Source organism: Haloferula sargassicola (assembly GCF_040362925.1).
Taxonomy (GTDB): Bacteria; Verrucomicrobiota; Verrucomicrobiia; order Verrucomicrobiales; family Akkermansiaceae; genus Haloferula; species Haloferula sargassicola.
The window spans coordinates 202,412-218,484 of the sequence record NZ_BAABRI010000003.1; the positions used below are offsets into that span (position 1 = coordinate 202,412).

At 66.8% G+C, this 16,073-nt stretch carries 11 protein-coding genes; 4 read left to right on the plus strand and 7 right to left on the minus strand.

Annotated features, from left to right (window positions below):
- Positions 1 to 31: 31 nt before the first annotated feature.
- Complete coding sequence (locus ABXH26_RS03625) at positions 32 to 958, minus strand: DUF6807 domain-containing protein (RefSeq protein ID WP_353565672.1); 927 nt, start codon at positions 956 to 958, stop codon at positions 32 to 34.
- A 275-nt stretch (positions 959 to 1,233) separates the two neighbouring features.
- Between ABXH26_RS03625 and ABXH26_RS03630 the strand changes: the two genes are divergently transcribed.
- The 3 genes from ABXH26_RS03630 to ABXH26_RS03640 all read left to right on the plus strand — a co-directional run bounded on the left by ABXH26_RS03630 (position 1,234) and on the right by ABXH26_RS03640 (position 2,947).
- Positions 1,234 to 1,422 carry a hypothetical protein gene (locus ABXH26_RS03630; RefSeq protein WP_353565673.1) on the plus strand — a complete coding sequence of 63 codons (189 nt, stop codon included), beginning with the start codon at positions 1,234 to 1,236 and terminating at the stop codon, positions 1,420 to 1,422.
- Positions 1,423 to 1,497: 75 nt separating this feature from the next.
- On the plus strand, positions 1,498 to 2,046 hold the full coding sequence (locus ABXH26_RS03635; RefSeq protein ID WP_353565674.1) for an RNA polymerase sigma factor: 549 nt from the start codon (positions 1,498 to 1,500) through the stop codon (positions 2,044 to 2,046).
- Positions 2,039 to 2,947: a hypothetical protein gene (locus ABXH26_RS03640; protein ID WP_353565675.1), complete on the plus strand. Its 909-nt coding sequence runs from the start codon at positions 2,039 to 2,041 to the stop codon at positions 2,945 to 2,947. Before ABXH26_RS03635 ends, ABXH26_RS03640 begins: the two co-directional genes overlap by 8 nt.
- An 8-nt stretch (positions 2,948 to 2,955) precedes the next feature.
- Here ABXH26_RS03640 and ABXH26_RS03645 read toward each other — a convergent pair whose 3' ends face one another.
- The 4 genes from ABXH26_RS03645 to ABXH26_RS03660 are packed head-to-tail and all read right to left on the minus strand — an operon-like array spanning position 2,956 to position 13,638.
- Positions 2,956 to 3,711, minus strand: coding sequence for a sulfite exporter TauE/SafE family protein (locus ABXH26_RS03645; protein ID WP_353565676.1), 756 nt, complete (start codon positions 3,709 to 3,711; stop codon positions 2,956 to 2,958).
- Between the two features lie 44 nt (positions 3,712 to 3,755).
- A complete protein-coding gene (locus ABXH26_RS03650) occupies positions 3,756 to 4,655 on the minus strand; it encodes a hypothetical protein (RefSeq protein WP_353565677.1) in 900 nt (299 codons plus the stop codon).
- On the minus strand, positions 4,652 to 11,869 hold the full coding sequence (locus ABXH26_RS03655) for a PA14 domain-containing protein (RefSeq protein WP_353565678.1): 7,218 nt from the start codon (positions 11,867 to 11,869) through the stop codon (positions 4,652 to 4,654). Before ABXH26_RS03655 ends, ABXH26_RS03650 begins: the two co-directional genes overlap by 4 nt.
- A 23-nt stretch (positions 11,870 to 11,892) precedes the next feature.
- Positions 11,893 to 13,638, minus strand: coding sequence for an MbnP family protein (locus ABXH26_RS03660; RefSeq protein ID WP_353565679.1), 1,746 nt, complete (start codon positions 13,636 to 13,638; stop codon positions 11,893 to 11,895).
- A gap of 171 nt (positions 13,639 to 13,809) precedes the next feature.
- Here ABXH26_RS03660 and ABXH26_RS03665 point away from each other — a divergent pair, with 171 nt between their 5' ends.
- Positions 13,810 to 14,433: a tetratricopeptide repeat protein gene (locus ABXH26_RS03665; RefSeq protein ID WP_353565680.1), complete on the plus strand. Its 624-nt coding sequence runs from the start codon at positions 13,810 to 13,812 to the stop codon at positions 14,431 to 14,433.
- Positions 14,434 to 14,439: 6 nt separating this feature from the next.
- Here the strand turns inward: ABXH26_RS03665 and ABXH26_RS03670 are convergent, their stop codons facing one another.
- Both ABXH26_RS03670 and ABXH26_RS03675 read right to left on the minus strand, forming a co-directional pair.
- Entirely contained in the window at positions 14,440 to 15,411 is a 972-nt protein-coding gene (locus ABXH26_RS03670) for a KpsF/GutQ family sugar-phosphate isomerase (RefSeq protein WP_353565681.1), read from the minus strand.
- 50 nt (positions 15,412 to 15,461) lie between these two features.
- On the minus strand, positions 15,462 to 15,962 hold the full coding sequence (locus tag ABXH26_RS03675) for a hypothetical protein (protein ID WP_353565682.1): 501 nt from the start codon (positions 15,960 to 15,962) through the stop codon (positions 15,462 to 15,464).
- Between the last annotated feature and the right edge of the window lie 111 nt (positions 15,963 to 16,073).

Genomic DNA, 16,073 nt, shown 5'->3' on the forward strand with positions numbered 1-16,073 from the left:
GGGAAAACCCGGCGATTTCCCGCTCGCGGTGCTACTTTGAAAAATCCTCCCAACAGGCGCCGAGCTTGGCGCCTTGGGGGGTGCCGTGGTGGAGCAGGATTCGATAGCGCAGGGTGAGGGTGTCTCCATTTTTCAGAACAAAGTCGCCGCTCCCCGGGGCCTTGCCTTTTTCGAAATCGTGGATGCCGAAGGGGTTCGCGGCCAGCAGACCGTAGTCGCGCGCATGCCACCAGCCGGGGAAACGAAGGTTGTCCGGGTGATCGAACATCGCGACCACGGCGGGCTCGCCCTGTTCATCGGGTCCGACGAACGCCACCCATTTCGAACGCTTGCCCCAGCATTGGTCGTCCTTCCGACCCTCGCTGTCGAGAATGCCCCCCTTGGCCATGGGACCCTTGAGGCGCAGGGTGCGATCCACACGGAGGGCGCAGGTGCCCTCCTTGGTGTCGCCGAATTTCACCTCGCCATCGCTGGCCTTGAGCCGGGACGTGAGGTCGATCCACAGCGTTTCCGGATCGGCCCGGTGGAATTGATAGGTCCGGGTCTCGGCGAGCTGGCGGTGACCGTCGGCAATCCACTCGAGGTCGACGGTGAAGGCGGCTCCGTCGGCTTCTTCCTTCACGTCGTGCGTCCGCAGGTGCTTGATCTGCGGCTCGCCCTTGCCGGTCCAGGCCCAGAAGTCGAATCCATTCACGGCGCCATGGGAGAGCCACATCGACCGGTGGTGGGGGTGGTCGTGCTCCTCCCCTTCGGCATCGTCCTCGATCGGCCAATGACGGGCGAGATTCGCGCCCGAACTGCTCGGAAGCGGATAGAGATAGGGCACCCTGCCGGCATGATAGGCCGTTAAAAAGTGACCGTTCTCCTTCACCTCCATCCCGTCCGGCGTCTTCGCCACTTCCATGGCGCCCGCGACCGCTCCAAAACCTGAGACGACTCCGATCAACCTGCGTAACATGCAGGCATTCAAGGTCAGGCAGCGAGTTTCGCAAGCACGGGGTGATGACCTCAACGGGGGAGATCTCCGTTTCTACAAGGTGGAAAGCCGAAAAAACCATATATTTAAGATATTAAAAGTATCTCAGAATCAGTGAATTATGGCTTGATCGAAGGTGAGACCATGGTTTTTATCAACACCGTTCACCCACACCCCATGGTCATGCCCGTGCCCCCCAAGGCCAGGCCGTAGGGAGTAGTGGTTCTCACCCAACCTCTATTCCACACCCACCCACCATGAGCCGCGAGGCCGTACTGAAGCTGTCCCGTCTCGGGAAAGCCCCCACCGACCGTAATGATCTGTTCCGCATCCTCGACCTGGCCGAGAAGGTGCTGGATGGCGAACAACGTCTTGAGCTGCCCGGCGGGTCCGACCCGCCGGACAACGTGATCCCGTTTCCCCTCGTGTGCGCGGCGGGGGGATGAAGGAGGAAACCGGTGGCATCCCGGGCGACAAGATTCCGGGAATAGACTCGTTGGAGCTGTCTCCCAATAGCGTTCATGAGCGAGTTCGAGGAGTTGGTCGATGCACACTACGAGGCGCTTTACCGCTTCGCCTTGTCGCTGGCCAAGCAACGCGAAACCGCCGCGGACCTGGTCCAGCAGACCTTCTGCATCTGGGCGCGGAAAGGCGACCAGCTGAGGGATCGGAGCAAGGCCAAGACCTGGCTTTTCACCACCCTCCACCGCGAATTCCTGTCGCATGCCCGGCGGCGGAGACGCTATGCCGACGGTGAGCTGACCGAAGAGCTCATCGAGCGCACGGGAGCCGAGGAGGACGATCCCGATCGCCAGCTCGACGGCCAACGCGCCCTCGAGCTGCTCGGCGAACTCGATGAGACCTTCCGCGCCCCGATCACGCTCTTTTACCTCCAGCAGCACAGCTACAAGGAGATCGCGGAGATCCTCGACATCCCGATCGGGACGGTGATGTCGCGCATTTCCCGGGCGAAGGACATGCTGAAAAAGCGCATGACTCAGGAGCCCGCGAGCGCCCCGAAGAACATCCTCCAACTGCAACCCGAACACCTGCGCAAGCACCATGGATAGGGAACAGGCACGTTTTATTCTCAAGTCCATCCGGGCCGACGGCTCGGATGCCTCCGATGCCGATTTCGCCGAGGCCCTGGCCGTCGCGGCCTCGGATCGTGAATTGGGCGAATGGTTGGGGCGCGAGCGGGCCCGCGATGCCGCCTTCGCCGCCGCCCTCGGTCGCGTGGACCTGCCGCCGGAGCTTCGGGAGGAAGTGCTGGCCTGCTTCGATGTCCACGCGGCCATCGAGTTCGACGAGGCCGACCATGCGCTAGCCTCGGGCCTGGGATCGATCCGTCCGCCTGCCGGCCTGCGCCAGGAAATCCTGATCGCGATGGAAAAGTCGGAGCCGGCGGAGGTGGTTCGTCCGTCCCGCTGGAAATATCTTGCCATTCCCCTTGCCGCCGCCGCCGGAATCGTTCTGGCCATGGTCCTCTCCAAGCCGGGAGAGACTTCATCCACCGTGCCGATCGCGGGCGTGGTACCGGCCAACTCGGGAACGGCGGTGCCAATCTCCCATGTCGAAAACTCGGCCATCTCGACGCTCGAATCACCCGGCTTCACGCTGGACCTGAGCAATCCGGACCACGAGGTCCTGTTCAATTTCATCCGCAACTCCGGCCGCGCCTGTCCCGGAGGCTGCGTGCCCAAGGGCCTGGAGGACATCCCCGGCATCGGCTGCCGGACGCTCGACGTCGATGGCAAGGAGGGCGCCATCGTGTGCTTCCGCCGCGGCGAGGGCGATGCGGTTCATCTCGTGGTCTTCCGCGAAGCGGACGTGAAAGCCTCGCTGCCCACCTGCGGCCACCCGAAGCTGGGCAAGCACGGCGACTGGACCGTGGCGCGCTGGCAGCAGGACGGGCGCGTGTTCCTGCTGCTCGGCCACCTGCCGGAGGAGCAGCTCGACCAGCTCTTCTGAGGCGCCTGCTACGAGGAAAATAGGAGTTTGGCCGCGAGGCCGATCCCGATCGCCGCCACGATCACGCGCACCACCTTCGCCGGGATCCGCTGCGCGAAATGGGCGCCGATGAAGTAGCCCGGAAAGGCGCCGGCCAGCAGGATCAGCGCATGAGGCAGGTCGTAGCGGCCGCTGACCAGAAAGCCGATTGTCGCGGCCGTGTTGCACAGCGCGCCGAGCAGGTTTTTCAGCGCGTTCATGCGGTTCACGTCGCGGAAACCCAGGATTCCCAGGCCGGCGAGCATCATGATCCCGATCCCGGCCCCGAAGTAGCCGCCGTAGATCGCCACCACGCTTTGGAAGGCCAGCGCCTTGGGGCTCGGACCTTCCGGTTCCCCGGCGTGGGCGCGGGCCCAGCGACGCAGCGGTTCGTTGAAAAGGAAAAGTCCCGTGGCGAGCAGGATCAGCCATGGAATGGCGACCTCGAAGATGCTCTCCGGCATGGCCAGCAGCAGCCACGCGCCGACCCCGCCTCCCACCAGCGACACGAGACCCATCGGCCAAATCCAGGCGCGAACCTCGCGCAGACGATGGCGGAACGACCACACCGAGCCGGGAATGCCGAACCACAAAGCGATCGTCGAGGTCGTGTTGGCCACCACCGGCGACAAGCCCGCTGCGAGCAGCGCCGGGAAGGTCAGCAGCGTCCCGCCCCCGGCGATGGCGTTCACCGCCCCGGCCGCAAGACCGGCGAGGAGGACGAGCCAGGGAAAAGGGTCGGGCACGCCCTACTAGCGGCCTGCCCGGCCGTGCCGGCAAGGCGCAATCATCAGCGGCGGGTGACTTTGACGCGGAAAAATCCGCAGCTTTCGGAGGGCGGGGGAAACGCAAGCCGCAGCCGCTCCCATTCCGGCTTTCCGGGCACCGGAGAGGTTTCGGCTTCGAGCTGTTCGGGCTGCCATTCCTCCCAAGCCGCCAGATCGGTCGAGTGTTGGATCTCATAATCGAAACCCGCGGCGGAAAAGCGGGTGGCGTCTCCGCTCGCACCCGACCGTCGGACCATCTCGAAGCTTCCCGGCATCGCCATGATGGGAGCGGAATCGGGCACGTCCGGATCCGTTCCGGTCGCGAACTCCATCAAGGCGATCCTTCCATCGTGGTCCTTGTCCGACTCGTCGGGATGATCCAGGGGAACGGCTTGGAGCAGGGTGCCCCCCAGCGTCGGCGAGGTAATCGCGGGGTCCCGCGTGACGATCGCGACCGCTCCGGGATCGGCGAGGTCGGGATCGCTTGTCTGACAGGAAACCGACAGAATCGAGGGCACGACCCAGTCCGCCGCGGAAAGCACGAGATGACTGGTGGCGGTGCCGAAGCCGGACGCGTCGAGGATCCACAGGTAGATCCGCTTTCCCGCATGGGCCTCCGTTTCCACCACGACGCTCCCGGAGAAGGCACCCGGAGCGGGCTGCGGCGTGCCATTGAAGCTCCCGATGACCGTCGTGGCGAAGGTTTCGAAATGGTCGAGCAGGTAGAAATGATCGCCACCGCGGGTGATCACTTCGGCCGGCGTCAGGTCGAAGCTGCCGACGAGGACCCGGCAACCCGGCTGCAGCTCGATGCCATGGAAGTCGCCCACACCGCCGCCTGCGGACTGGGCGCCGAAGTTGATCGTGACCTCGGCCGAGCGGGCCATCCCCAAGGTCAGCAGGAGCAGGACGAGAAACCTCATTCCGGATAGCTGAAGGGTTGCGGCCGCTCCCACACGGCCTCTTCGCCGAAGCGGAAAAACAGCCAGCCGGACGCGGGATCGATCGCCTTGCCGCCGACCTCCGTCACGTCGTCGGGGATCGCCCTCCAGCCGCTGCCGCCGGGCAGGGTGTCGTCCTTTTGGTAGTGGCCCTGATAGCCCCACGGGCTTTCCAGATAGACGTGGCTGTGGTTGTTCGAATCCGGGCTGACCAGGAAGTAGGGATCGAGCCCGAGGGTATCGAGGGTGGCATGGTCGACCGGCGTCTGGCTGCCGAGGATGCGCGTGCCCTGGCGGACGATGCGCAAGCGCTGCCCCAGCACCACTTCGCCGTAGAACCACAGCGTCACCGGATCGCTGGAGGAGTGGCGGAAGGTGAATCCGTCTCCGGGTGCGATGACGGCCCCGGCCATGTCGGCGAAAGGATCGGCCGTGGAGCGCCAGCCGGCGCCCCCGAGCCCGCCACTACGGAAATAGTAGTCGCCGAAGACTCCGGCGGGGCTGTCGAAGGAGATGAGATCGCCTCCGTCCGGAGTTCCCGGGATGACTCCGTCTTCATTCAATCCTCCGAACAGCGAGGCAAGCGTCTGGCTACGGCGGATGACGTAGTTTCCCGATGCCGCGTCCGCCAGCCGGCCGGCCAGCAAGGGATGAGCATGCCCGAAGTTGAGGGTGTCCGCGGTGTTGCCAGTGATGACCAGCAGCGCGCCGGCGGCATCACCCGAGGTGATCTGGACTTCGTGGTCGAGCCACTGGTCCGTGGTCCAGGCGGCCGACGGATCGGTGAGGGAAAAGCCGTCCGCACTCGTGAAGTTTCCACCCGCGACCGCTTCCCGTGCGAACGGCGGCGCGAACATCTTCTGGCTGCGATCGATGGGTCGCTTGAGCCAGCCGAAAGGCGCGGAGCTCAGCGTATCTCCCGCGATGTCCACGGATAGACGCAGGTAGCCCTGGTCGAAGGCATACAGGCTGGAGTGCACTTCCTCCGTGCCGTCTCCGAGATCCCGTACCTCGAGGCTCAATACGCCGGGATCGATGTCCGTGCCGCCGCTGCCGTTGAGATGCGCGATGACGCCCCAGCCGTCCTCGAGATCGAGCGTGCCCTCCAGCCAGTAGCTGACCCCGTCCGGCGTCTCCGCGGGGCGGGTGAACACGAGGTCGAAACGCCGGGATCCATCCGGGAAAATGACGGGCTCGATCCTCGGAGCGCGGAGCAGGCCGGGATCGGCGCCGGCTACGGTGGAAACGTTGGCATCCCCGGCGGTCGGATCCATGCCGAGGGAAAACTCGATGCCGTCGCTGAACGAGTCGCCGTCATGATCGTCGGCCGGGTCGCCGCTCAAACTGTAATTTTGCACCCAGTCCGACCAGCCTCCGGCCGGAGGCGGGGAAGCTATGGTGATGGTCAGGCTGGCGGTCGCCGTGCCGGCGGAGCTGGTCGCCGCGAGGGTGTAGGTCGTCGTGGAGACCGGATTTACGGTGAACGTCGTAGATCCGAGCACGGATGCGCCGTTGAGCTTGAGCTCGGTGAGCGGCGAACCGCCGTCCACGACCGTCCACGAAAGCGTCGATGCGCCGCCAGCCGGGATGGTGGTCGGCGAGGCGGTGAACGAAAGAATGGCCGGCGCGCCGGGCGTCGGGGCGGCAGCTTCGCTGTCCTCGATTTGCAGCAGGTAGGACACGAGGTCGTCGAGGTCCGCGCCGGCAAGGTCCACGCCTTCGTGCGCCTGCACGGCCTCGGCGAGGGTGGCCGCGGAGCCATCGTGAAGATAGGGGGCGCCGTCGTGGAGGCCGCGCAGGGTCGGAGTATCGAAGCCATCGAGCACGCCGCCGAGACGTGAGCCGCTGGAGGGCTTCAGCGTGCCGATGTCGTGGAGCGGCCCGCTGCCGGAATCGGTGAAGTTCACGCCGCCGTGGCAGGAGGCGCAGTTTTCCGAAATGAACACGGTCCTTCCGCGTTGGGCCGACGGGGTGAGCTCGCCGCCCGGCTGGCGGTGGGGGCTTTCGGCGAAGCCGGAAAGCGAGGTCACGTAGGCCGCCAGCGCGTCGAGGTCGGCACTGCGACCGGCGTTCGGTTCGCCGAGCGGCGGGTGCGGCAGTCCGTCGATCAAACCGTCGCCCCCGGCCAGGTCGCGGACCTGGTTGTCGAAATCCTGGACCTCGTCGAAGTTCGCCGACCAGTGGAGCGGGCCGTGCCCGGTGCCGGCGCGGCCGCGGAGGTCGATGGTGTTCCGCAGCCCCTCGCCGAAGCCGGTGAAGTCCCACACGCGGCCATCATGCCCGCCCTCGTTGTGGCAGGCGGCGCAGGAAATGTAATCCTGGAGGCCCATGCGGTCGTCCTTCGCATCGTAGAACAGCTGCTTGCCCTTCAACACATCGGCGGGCAGCGCGTCGCGGGCGACGGTGCCGAGCGTGGCCAGCAGGTTGGCGCGCGGCAGGCCGAAGTTGACCAGGTCCGCGACGGCCACCAGCGAGACCGAGCGGCTCATGAAGTTGTGCACAAACAGCACGCTGCCGTCCGGCGAAAGCGCGAGCCCCTGCGGCGCGAAACCGACCGGGATGCGGAACAGCTCGGCCCGCGCGTAGGCGTCGATCACGGCCACCTCTTGCGAGCCTTCGAGCGCGACGAAGAGGAACAGCCCGAAGGGATCGAACAAGGCCGTGGACGGCACCGAGCCGTCGTCGTGGTCGATGCGGGCCTCGACCTCCTCGGCACCGGTCGAAAGGTTCACCAGGGAGGTGATCGCACGGACGGTCGAGTCGTGCGTGAGGTCCTTGCCGTCGCGCAGCATGCCGCGCTGGATGTTGTCCTGCTTCGAGGGCACCCAGGCGAAGTCGCCGGCGGGCGAAATGACGGCGGGGCCGAGGTAGTTCGGGATGCCGCGGCCGCCGCCGCCCGAGTCGGGTTGCTGCGAGGGCACCAGCACGATCGTGTTGCCGATGGCGAGGTCGGAAACGGAAACGCTCACGATTTCCCCGCCGCCCTGATCGGGTGACGGATCCCCCGTGGCCTCGCCGGGGACCAGCGGGGTGATGAAGCGCGAGACCAGCACCGTGGCGCTGTCCGCCGTGATCGAGAGGTGGCGCGGGTGGGGTCCGACCTCCGCGAGGCCGAGGATTTCCCGGGTGGTCGGGGAAAGCTTGGCCAGCTGGCCGGAAGCCTCGAGCGCCACGAACGCCGCCGAGCCGTCGGGCGTGAACGCCAGCCCGAACGGAGCGGAGCCGCGCGGCAGGGCGATGGTACTGGAAACCTCGTAGGTGGCGGGATCGATGACGCTGATCGTCGATGAGCTTTGATTGGCGACCCACAGGGAACCATCCGGGGCGAAGGCCAGCGAGTGCGGCTTTTCACCGGTGGCGATCTCCGCATTGATGCCGCCGGTCACGAGGTTCAGCGTCGAGACGGACCCGTTGTCCGGATTGACCGTCCACACGCTGCCCGCGCCCACGGCGATGGCTTGGGAAACGGTGGGCCGCGCCCCCGACACGTGGGGGCGGATGTTTTGGTAGAAGGTGGCGGTGGTTTCGGTGCCGTTGGCGTCGATGCCGGTGAGGGTGATCGTGTAGCGGCCCGGGGTGGCGAAGGTGTGCTGGTTCACCGGCTCGGTCGTGGTTTCCTCCTCCGAATCGTCGCCAAAGTTCCACACATATCGCACGCCGGTGCCTCCGCTTGCCTGCACTGAGAAGCCGGGCGTCGCGCCGGCCCAGTCGACGCCATTCAGCGGGGGTTCCAGCGCGAGCGCCGCGTGGATGGTCCACTGGAAACTCTGCGAGGCGGTGGCGCCTTCGGAGTCGGAGACCGTCAGGGTGACCGTCATCGCGCCCGGTGAGACCGGAGTGCCGGTGATGTCGCCGTTTTCCGGATCCAATGAAAGCCCGGCGGGCAGTCCGCTGGTGGTGAAGGTGAGATCGTCGCCGTTCGGATCACTGGCCCGCGGGTGGAAGGTGATCGCACCACCGACCGTGTGCTCGAGGTCGCCGATGGCGGCGAGGACCGGAGGCAGGTTCGGGTTGTAGGGCGAAAGGAAGGAGCCCTCCATGACCCCCATTTCGGCATCGCCCGGACCCTGCCAGGCGAGGTTGATGTGGTCGCTGCCGGTGCCTTCCTTGTGAAGGATCTCGAGATAGTAGCGCCGGCCTCCGACCAGTGGGATCGGAGCGGATTGTTGGGAGGTGAATTTGTTCCACTCCGTGACGCCCGCCTTGCCGTTCGTGATGCCGGCGATTTCCACCGCGCTGAAAGCCGACTCGTCGGTGCTGAGCAGCAGGCGGCTGCTGTCGTCGCTGGAAATCCAGAACGTGTAATCGCCGCTCACGGGGGCGTGCAGGTAGCCGCGCAGCCGGGTGCCGTAGTTGTCTCCGGAATTGGCGGCCACGGGAAATGCGGTGATTTCCCCGCTGAGCGACGGCGAGGCCGGGTAGCGCGGATCGCTCGTGAGGGCTTCGATGGTGCTACCAGAAACATCGTACCAAACTTCCCGCAGCAGCGAGCCGTCTCCCTGGCCCGGTAGGCGGATGGTCCAGGTGAAGTGCGCCGTGTCGGCGATCGCGCCGTCGGCCAGCACGGTCAGCGTCACGGTGAAAACGCCGTGCTCCGAGGGCGTGCCGGAGATCGTGCCGCTGGCGGGATCGAGGCTCAGGCCCGCCGGCAGACCGGTGGCGGCGAAGGTGATGCCTCCGAGGTCGGAGTAGGTGATCGTCGGAGTGAATGAGACCGTGCTGCCGATGAGCCCGACACGGTCGCTGATCGCTGAAAACTCCGGCATGCCGACCATCAGCCGGAGGAAGACCTCATCATCCGCCTCGCGGTCCGCCGACCAGATCCAGCGCGCTGGCGTGTCCACGGGCATGCCGGTCACCTCGCCATTCCAAGGCGATGCCGTGAGCGCGCCGTAGTCGGTGGCGGAGGCCCATCCGGAGTCGTCGAAGCCCGGCTTTTCCCAACCCGCAGCGGCCGAAGTGGACACCTTCCAGCCCGCGTCGGTGATCACCGGATGGCCGCCGATGGTGAAGTCGCCGATCACGCCGCCGATGCCGTCCGCATCCGTGGCATGGATGGCCAGCGTCGCCCGCTGACCCGCGCTGAAGGCCGAGCGCAGCGCTTTTTTCCAGTCGGTCCCGATCGCGACCAGATGTCCATCGACGTAGAACTCGTGACGGTTGTCCGCGGCGATGACCGCCTCGTTTTCCGGCTGGGCGGCGCGCAGGGTGCGCGAGGGGATGATGGCTTTGGCGGTCCGCGGCGACGACCAGCGGAGCTGGATGATGGCATCGCCCCCGCCCTGGTAGTGTTCGAGCTGGATCGGCACCGGCACGCCGGCGGTGAGCGCGATGCTGCCGGTGTGCTCGGTGGCGGCCTGGGCGGTCCAGTCATCGACCAGCTTCTGCCCGTCGACCCACAGTCGCACGCCGTCGTCCGAGGTGGTGGAAAAGGTGTAGGTCTCCGTGTAGTCGGGGATCACCCAGCCGGTCCAGCGGGTCGACCAGTTGTCCGCGCCGAGCTCGGCGGGCAGCGGGCTCTCGGCCTCGTAGTCGAAATCCACGACCGCATCCGTGCGGGTCAGCTTCGGGTTCGCGAGCGCGGTGCCGTCGTGATAGGTCGCCTGCAATCCGCTCGTGGGAGCATCGATCGTTTCCCGCACGTGGAGGATCTTCGCCTTCGAATAAACGCCGTTTTCATCGAGACCGAACAGCATCCAGTAGCCCGGCACCATCACGTTGGCATTCGGGTGGGCGACCAGCCGGTAGTGGCCATCGGCTTCCTCGGAAAAGGGGATGTCGAGAAAGCGCTGGTCGGTCGAAAGCCCGTGGGTGGTGGCCATCAGGCGGATCATCGAAAAACGGTGGAGCCCGGCGGTGGCATCGACCGCAAAGACCGAGCCGAGCGTCACCGAGTCCGGCGCCGAGCCGATGACCGGCCGGGTGGCGGCGCTGCCGTTGCTGTCGAACAAGGACGGCGGCGTGTAGAGCTGGGCGTCGGTGTGGGTGATGGACGAGTTCGGATTTCCCGACTCATACCCGCCGCCGCCGGAAAACACGCGGCCGTCCGGCAGCAGCAGGGCGGTCGAGTGGTAGTTGCGCGGGATCGCCATGTCCGCCACTTCGCGCCAGGTGCCGGTGGCCGGGTTCCAGATTTCCGGCGTGAGGATGGTGCCCTGGTCGCTGAACTTCACGCCGGAGGTGTTGCCGCCGACGATCAGGACTTCGCCGGTCGGCAGCACGATCGCGTTCTGGAACCGCCGCGGGTAGCGCATCGGGGAAGTCAGCGCGACGGTCGGCGGCGTGGTGTTGAGGTCGACCGTGTAGCAGGTCGTCGACGAAGTGTTCGAATCGGTCGCGGACGACGCCCCGCCGGCGACGAGGAATTTTCCCGAGGCATACATCACCACGCCGGCGTGCTTCGAGTAGTAGTTGCCCGGCACCTGCAGCCCGGCGGAGACGCGGGTGCCGTTGCCGTCCGGGGAAACCCAGTGCATTTCCTTGGTCGGGCCGAAGTGGAACAGCCGGCCATCCGGCGCCACGAAGACATACGGCCACCAGTCCGACTCGAAGCCCTCCGCCTGGGCCACGGGCTGCCAGTTGATGCCGCCGAGCCGCTGCCAGATGTCGGTTTCCGGGTGATAGCGCTCCGCCGTGTTCGGCCCGCCGCTGCCGGAGACGGTGAACACGTCGCCATCCGGCAGCGCCACGCTGGTGGTGTACCAGCGCGGATCGAACATGTTCTTGTTCCGCGACCAACGGTTCTCGCGCCAGTCGTAGGTCGAGGAGTCGCGTACCGTGTAGCGGCCGCCCATGCTCTGCACGTTGCCGTCGGTGCGCATCACGAGGTGCGCGCAGAACATCTCGTGGTCGAGGTAGAGGTCGTTGGAAAACGTGTTGCTCGCCGGGTCCCAAACCGCCCAGTAGGTCTGGGTTTTCGTGCCGGGCCAGTGTTTCGGCTCCTGGCCGGAAAAGGTCAGGATCTTCCCGGTCGGCAGCGTGGCCGCGGAAACGGGCGTGTGCGGCCACGTCATCACCGAGCCCCACGAGCCGTCGTCGTTCGAGGGTCCGGGCGCGGCCGGCGTGCCGTCGAAGCCCGGCAGCAGCGCGGCGGCATCGGCCCAAAAGGCGTCGTCGGCCGCGTGTTCGTTCGGGTCCGCCAGCACGGGAATGGTGCAGGCGGCCACCAGCGGGAGAAGGAGGCGTCGGGGGGACATGAGGGGGAGGGGAGGTGGGGAGATTACGGACTGGGCCGTGATCGCGTACTACGCGATGACGTAGGGAGGATGGCCGGGTCGCTGAGCGTGCGGAGAAAGGCGGTCAGGTCGGCCTTGTCCTGTGCGCTGAGGCCGAGGCCGTCGTGCTTGGAAAGATTGGGGTCGAGCGTGGCCGACCTGCGCACGCCGGAGTCGTAGTGCTCGATCACTTCCTCGAGCGTGGCGAAACGGCCGTCGTGCATGTAGGGCGCGGTGAGGGCAACGTTGCGCAGCGAGGGCGTCTTGAACTTGCCGAGGTCGGCGTCGTTTCCGGTCACCTCGGCGCGTCCGCGATCGTGCTCGAAGGTCTCGTCGAGCCCGTTGTTGTGAAAGTCGTGGTCGGTGAAAAGCGCGCCGCCGTGGCAGTGGAAGCAGTCGGCCCCGCGCAGCCCGCGGGCCGGGTCGTTCTCGGTCACGAAGAGCTGGAAGCCACGCTTTTCCTGCGGCGTGAACTCCGTTTCGCCGGCCAGCGCGCGATCGAATCGCGAGTGCTGCGAGACCAGGCTGAGCAGGAACTGCTCGAAGGCCAACCCGAGGCGCTCGTTCGTCACGCCCGGCGATCCGAAGGCCGCCGCGAACCGCGGGCCGTAGGTTTTTTCCAGGTCGGCGGGCAGCTTGGCGAGGTCGTGCCCCATCTCGTCCGGGTGCCCGATCGGCACCAGCACCTGTTCGCGCAAGCTCGGCGAGCGGCCGTCCCAGAAGAACGATTTCGCCCACGCCAGATTGAACAGCGGCATCCCGTGACGGGCGGTCGGGCGGCCGCCGATTCCGAGGCTGCGCGCTTTTCCCGGATCGGAAAACGCGGCCTCCGCCTGGTGGCAGGAGGCGCAGGAAACGGAGCCATCGGCCGACAAGGCGGGATCGAAAAACAGGTCCCGACCGAGCGCCACGCCCTCGCGGGTCAGCGGGTTGTCGGCCGGCAGTTGGACTTGCGGGAAACGGTGAGAAATCTCCAGCCGGTAGGGCGTCGTGCCGGGCGGTGCATTCACCGCCGGCGCGGCGGCATCCGGCTGGACCAGTTCCCGGCGGGTGCCGAGGAAACGGAAGGCCCGGGTCGTGTTGGCGGCCAGCTCCGCAGCCAGCGGATCGCCCTCGCGCGAGTGCGTACTGGCCGGCGCGGCGGTCAGGTCGAAATCGAGCACCGCATCGAGGTCCAGCCCGAGCCGGAGCGTTCCGTGGTCGGCCGGCAGCTCGATCGGCACCGTGATCTCCCGGCGCTGCGGGTCGTTGCCGAGGTGGTAGGAAAACCCGCGGCCGTCCTGGTTTCCCCCGACCAGCCTGCCCTCGAGCGCGAGGAAGATGAAGCCCGACTGCCACTCCCAGTGCATGTTGTGGCGCGCGGGGTTGAGCGGATCATCGGCCGCGAAGCTGGCGGGATCGGCGTGGTTGATGGCCTCCGGCGGCCCGACGAAAAACCGCACCGCCTTCATTTCCTGGACCGGCAGGCCGCGCAGCGGGGGCGATAGGTCCTCGGCCGTGGCGCTGAAGAAGCCATCCCAGCGGGCCGGCGGCAGCCAGCTCCCGTCCGGGCGCTGGAAGGAAACATCGGAGAGGATCAGGTCCGCCCGCGAGATCGCCGCGCCGCGCATGGCGGCCGAGGTGAGCGGGTCGCTGCCGCGCAGGAAGTCGACCTCGATCCGCAAGTCCCTCGTGGCCGTCGGTTCGGCCATGGCGAGAGGGGGGAGGATGAGGGTGAGGGCGAGCAGGTGGTGGGAGGAAACCCCCGGCATGGCTCCGAGCCTAGCATGGTCGTCAATTTTTCAAGGAAACATCGGGACGGCCCCGTGTTCGTCGATGACTTCGGCTTCGCAGACTTCCTGCGCTTCGGCGCGGTCGGCGGAAGCGCTGTCGCTCTCTCAGCTTCCGTTCGCGCTCGGGTTCGGCTAAGGATGGCCGATTCCATGAAAACGAAAACCATTTTGGCCGCCGCCCTGCTGGCGCTGCCGGTGACCGCGCCGGCCAGCCTCGAATCGCGGGTGGCCGAACTCGAAAAAAAGGTCGCCGAGCTGGAAAAGAAGCTCGGAGACGCACCCGCCGCCGACGAGGGCAAGGCCACGGAAGCGGTCGAGAAAAACAAGCAGGCCGCCCGCGAGCGCGGACGCCGCGACAACGAGGTCTACAGCATCGAGGACCGGCGCGACATCGAGTCGCTCTATCAGGTCGCCAACAAGAACTGGCGCAGCAACGAGGCGGTCGACAGCCTCGAAAAGCTCATCCAGAAATACAAGAAGTCCAACCGCACCGGCTGCGCGACGCTCTATCTCGGGCAGATGAGTGAAGGCGAGCAGCGGCTCAAGTATCTGCGCAGGGCGGTCGAGGACTTCAGCGATTGTTATTACTACGATGGCTGCCAGGTCGGGGCCTATGCCCGCCTCATGCTCGGCGACACGCTGGCGCGAAACGGTGACCTGAAGGAGGCCAAGGAACTGGCCGCGGAGATCCGCAAGGACTACCCGACCGCGACCGATCACAAGGGCCAGCTGGTGGTGGCAGTGCTGGACGGCCTCGATTGGGCGAAGCCCTGAGCGCCATCAGACGATCTTCAGCCGCGCCAAGTCCTGGGTGTCGATCAGGCCGACCGGACGGCCGTCGGCATCCAGCACGACCACGTCGTCGACCCGGTGCGAGCCGATCGTCTGCACGGCCTCGGCGGCGAGGGCGTCGGCGGCGACGCTGATCGGGTTGCGGGTCATCAGCTCGGCCACCGGCCGGTTGCCGACCATGGCGTCCTGCTGGTAGGAGCGCGCGAAGTCCCCGTGGGTGAAGATGCCGGCCAGGCCGCCGTTTTCCCGCAGGATCACGCAGGCACCCGAGCGGGCGGCGGACATGGCGGTGAGGGTGTCGCGGACGATCGCGCTCTCCGGCACCGCGGCCAGCGCCGCGCCGGCGCGCATGATGTCGGAAACCTTCAGCAGCAGCGCGCGGCCAAGCGCCCCGCCGGGGTGGAAGCGGGCGAACTGCTCCTCGGTGAAGCCGCGGACATCGAGCAGGGCCATGGCCAGCGCGTCGCCCATGACCAGCATGGCGGTCGAGGACGAGGTCGGGGCGAGGTTCAGCGGGCAGGCCTCGCGCTCGACGGAGGTATCGAGGGTGACGTCCGAGTGTCGGGAAAGGGTGGAGCCGGGCTTGCCGGTCATGGCGACCAGGGTGATGTCGAAGCGCCGCAGGTGCGGCAGCAGATCGAGCAGCTCGGAGGTTTCGCCGGAGTAGGAGAGGGCGATGACGGCGTCGCCATCGCAGACCAGTCCGAGGTCGCCGTGGAGCGCGTTCTGGGAGTTGAGCACGACCGCGGTGGAGCCGGTGGAGTTGAGCGTGGCGGCGATCTTGTGGCCGATGTTGCCGCTTTTGCCGATGCCGACCACGACGATCTTGCCGCGGCTGTCGATGGCCTGGCGGAGCAGCTCGACCGCCCGGCCGAACGAGCCGTCGAGCCGCTGGCCGAGGGAAATCAGGGCGGCGGCTTCCATTTCGATGACCTGCTTGCCACGGGCGATCGCGTCCATGGGCGGAGCCTGATGCCGGCGCCGCGGCGGTCCAAGCGCCAAACGCGGAATCATCGGACCTCGATGCGATCGCCCAGCGCGGCCTCGAACAGTTGGTGGAGCCGGTAGGTTTGCTGCGAGCCGATCTTTTGCCCGAACTGCGCCAGCACGTAGAGCCCCGCGGCGATGGCCAGCGCGGCCCAGAAGATCCACAGCCCCCACGGCGTCTTGCCGAGCGCGTGCTGCGCCCAGCCGAAGGAGCCGCCGAAAAGCGCGGCGCTGCCGACGAGGAGGTAGCCGTAGAGAAACAGCGACCAGACATTGGCGTTCGGGCCGTAGATGCCTTCGAGGCAGGTTTTGCCGGCCTCGCCGGCCTCGAAGGAAAGATGGAGCCGCGGCGACCAGAAGTGGCGGTCGGAGGGCGGGATCCGCAGGCAGAGGAAGCCGGGAAAACTCTTCACCTCGAAGCTTCCGCCCGCCGCGCACAGGGCGTCGAAGAGGCGCTGCTGCTCCTCCGCCGGAGCGCCGGGGAGGAGGTAGGAAAAGTGCGGTCGGAACCCGAAACTGCTCACGGTCTGCCATTCAAGGAATTCGGCGCGAGCCCTGTCAATTCCGCCGTGGAGGATCGGCCGCATGGCCGATCGGCGGGCGGGGGAAAAAGCGGTTGAACTTTTGCGGATAAA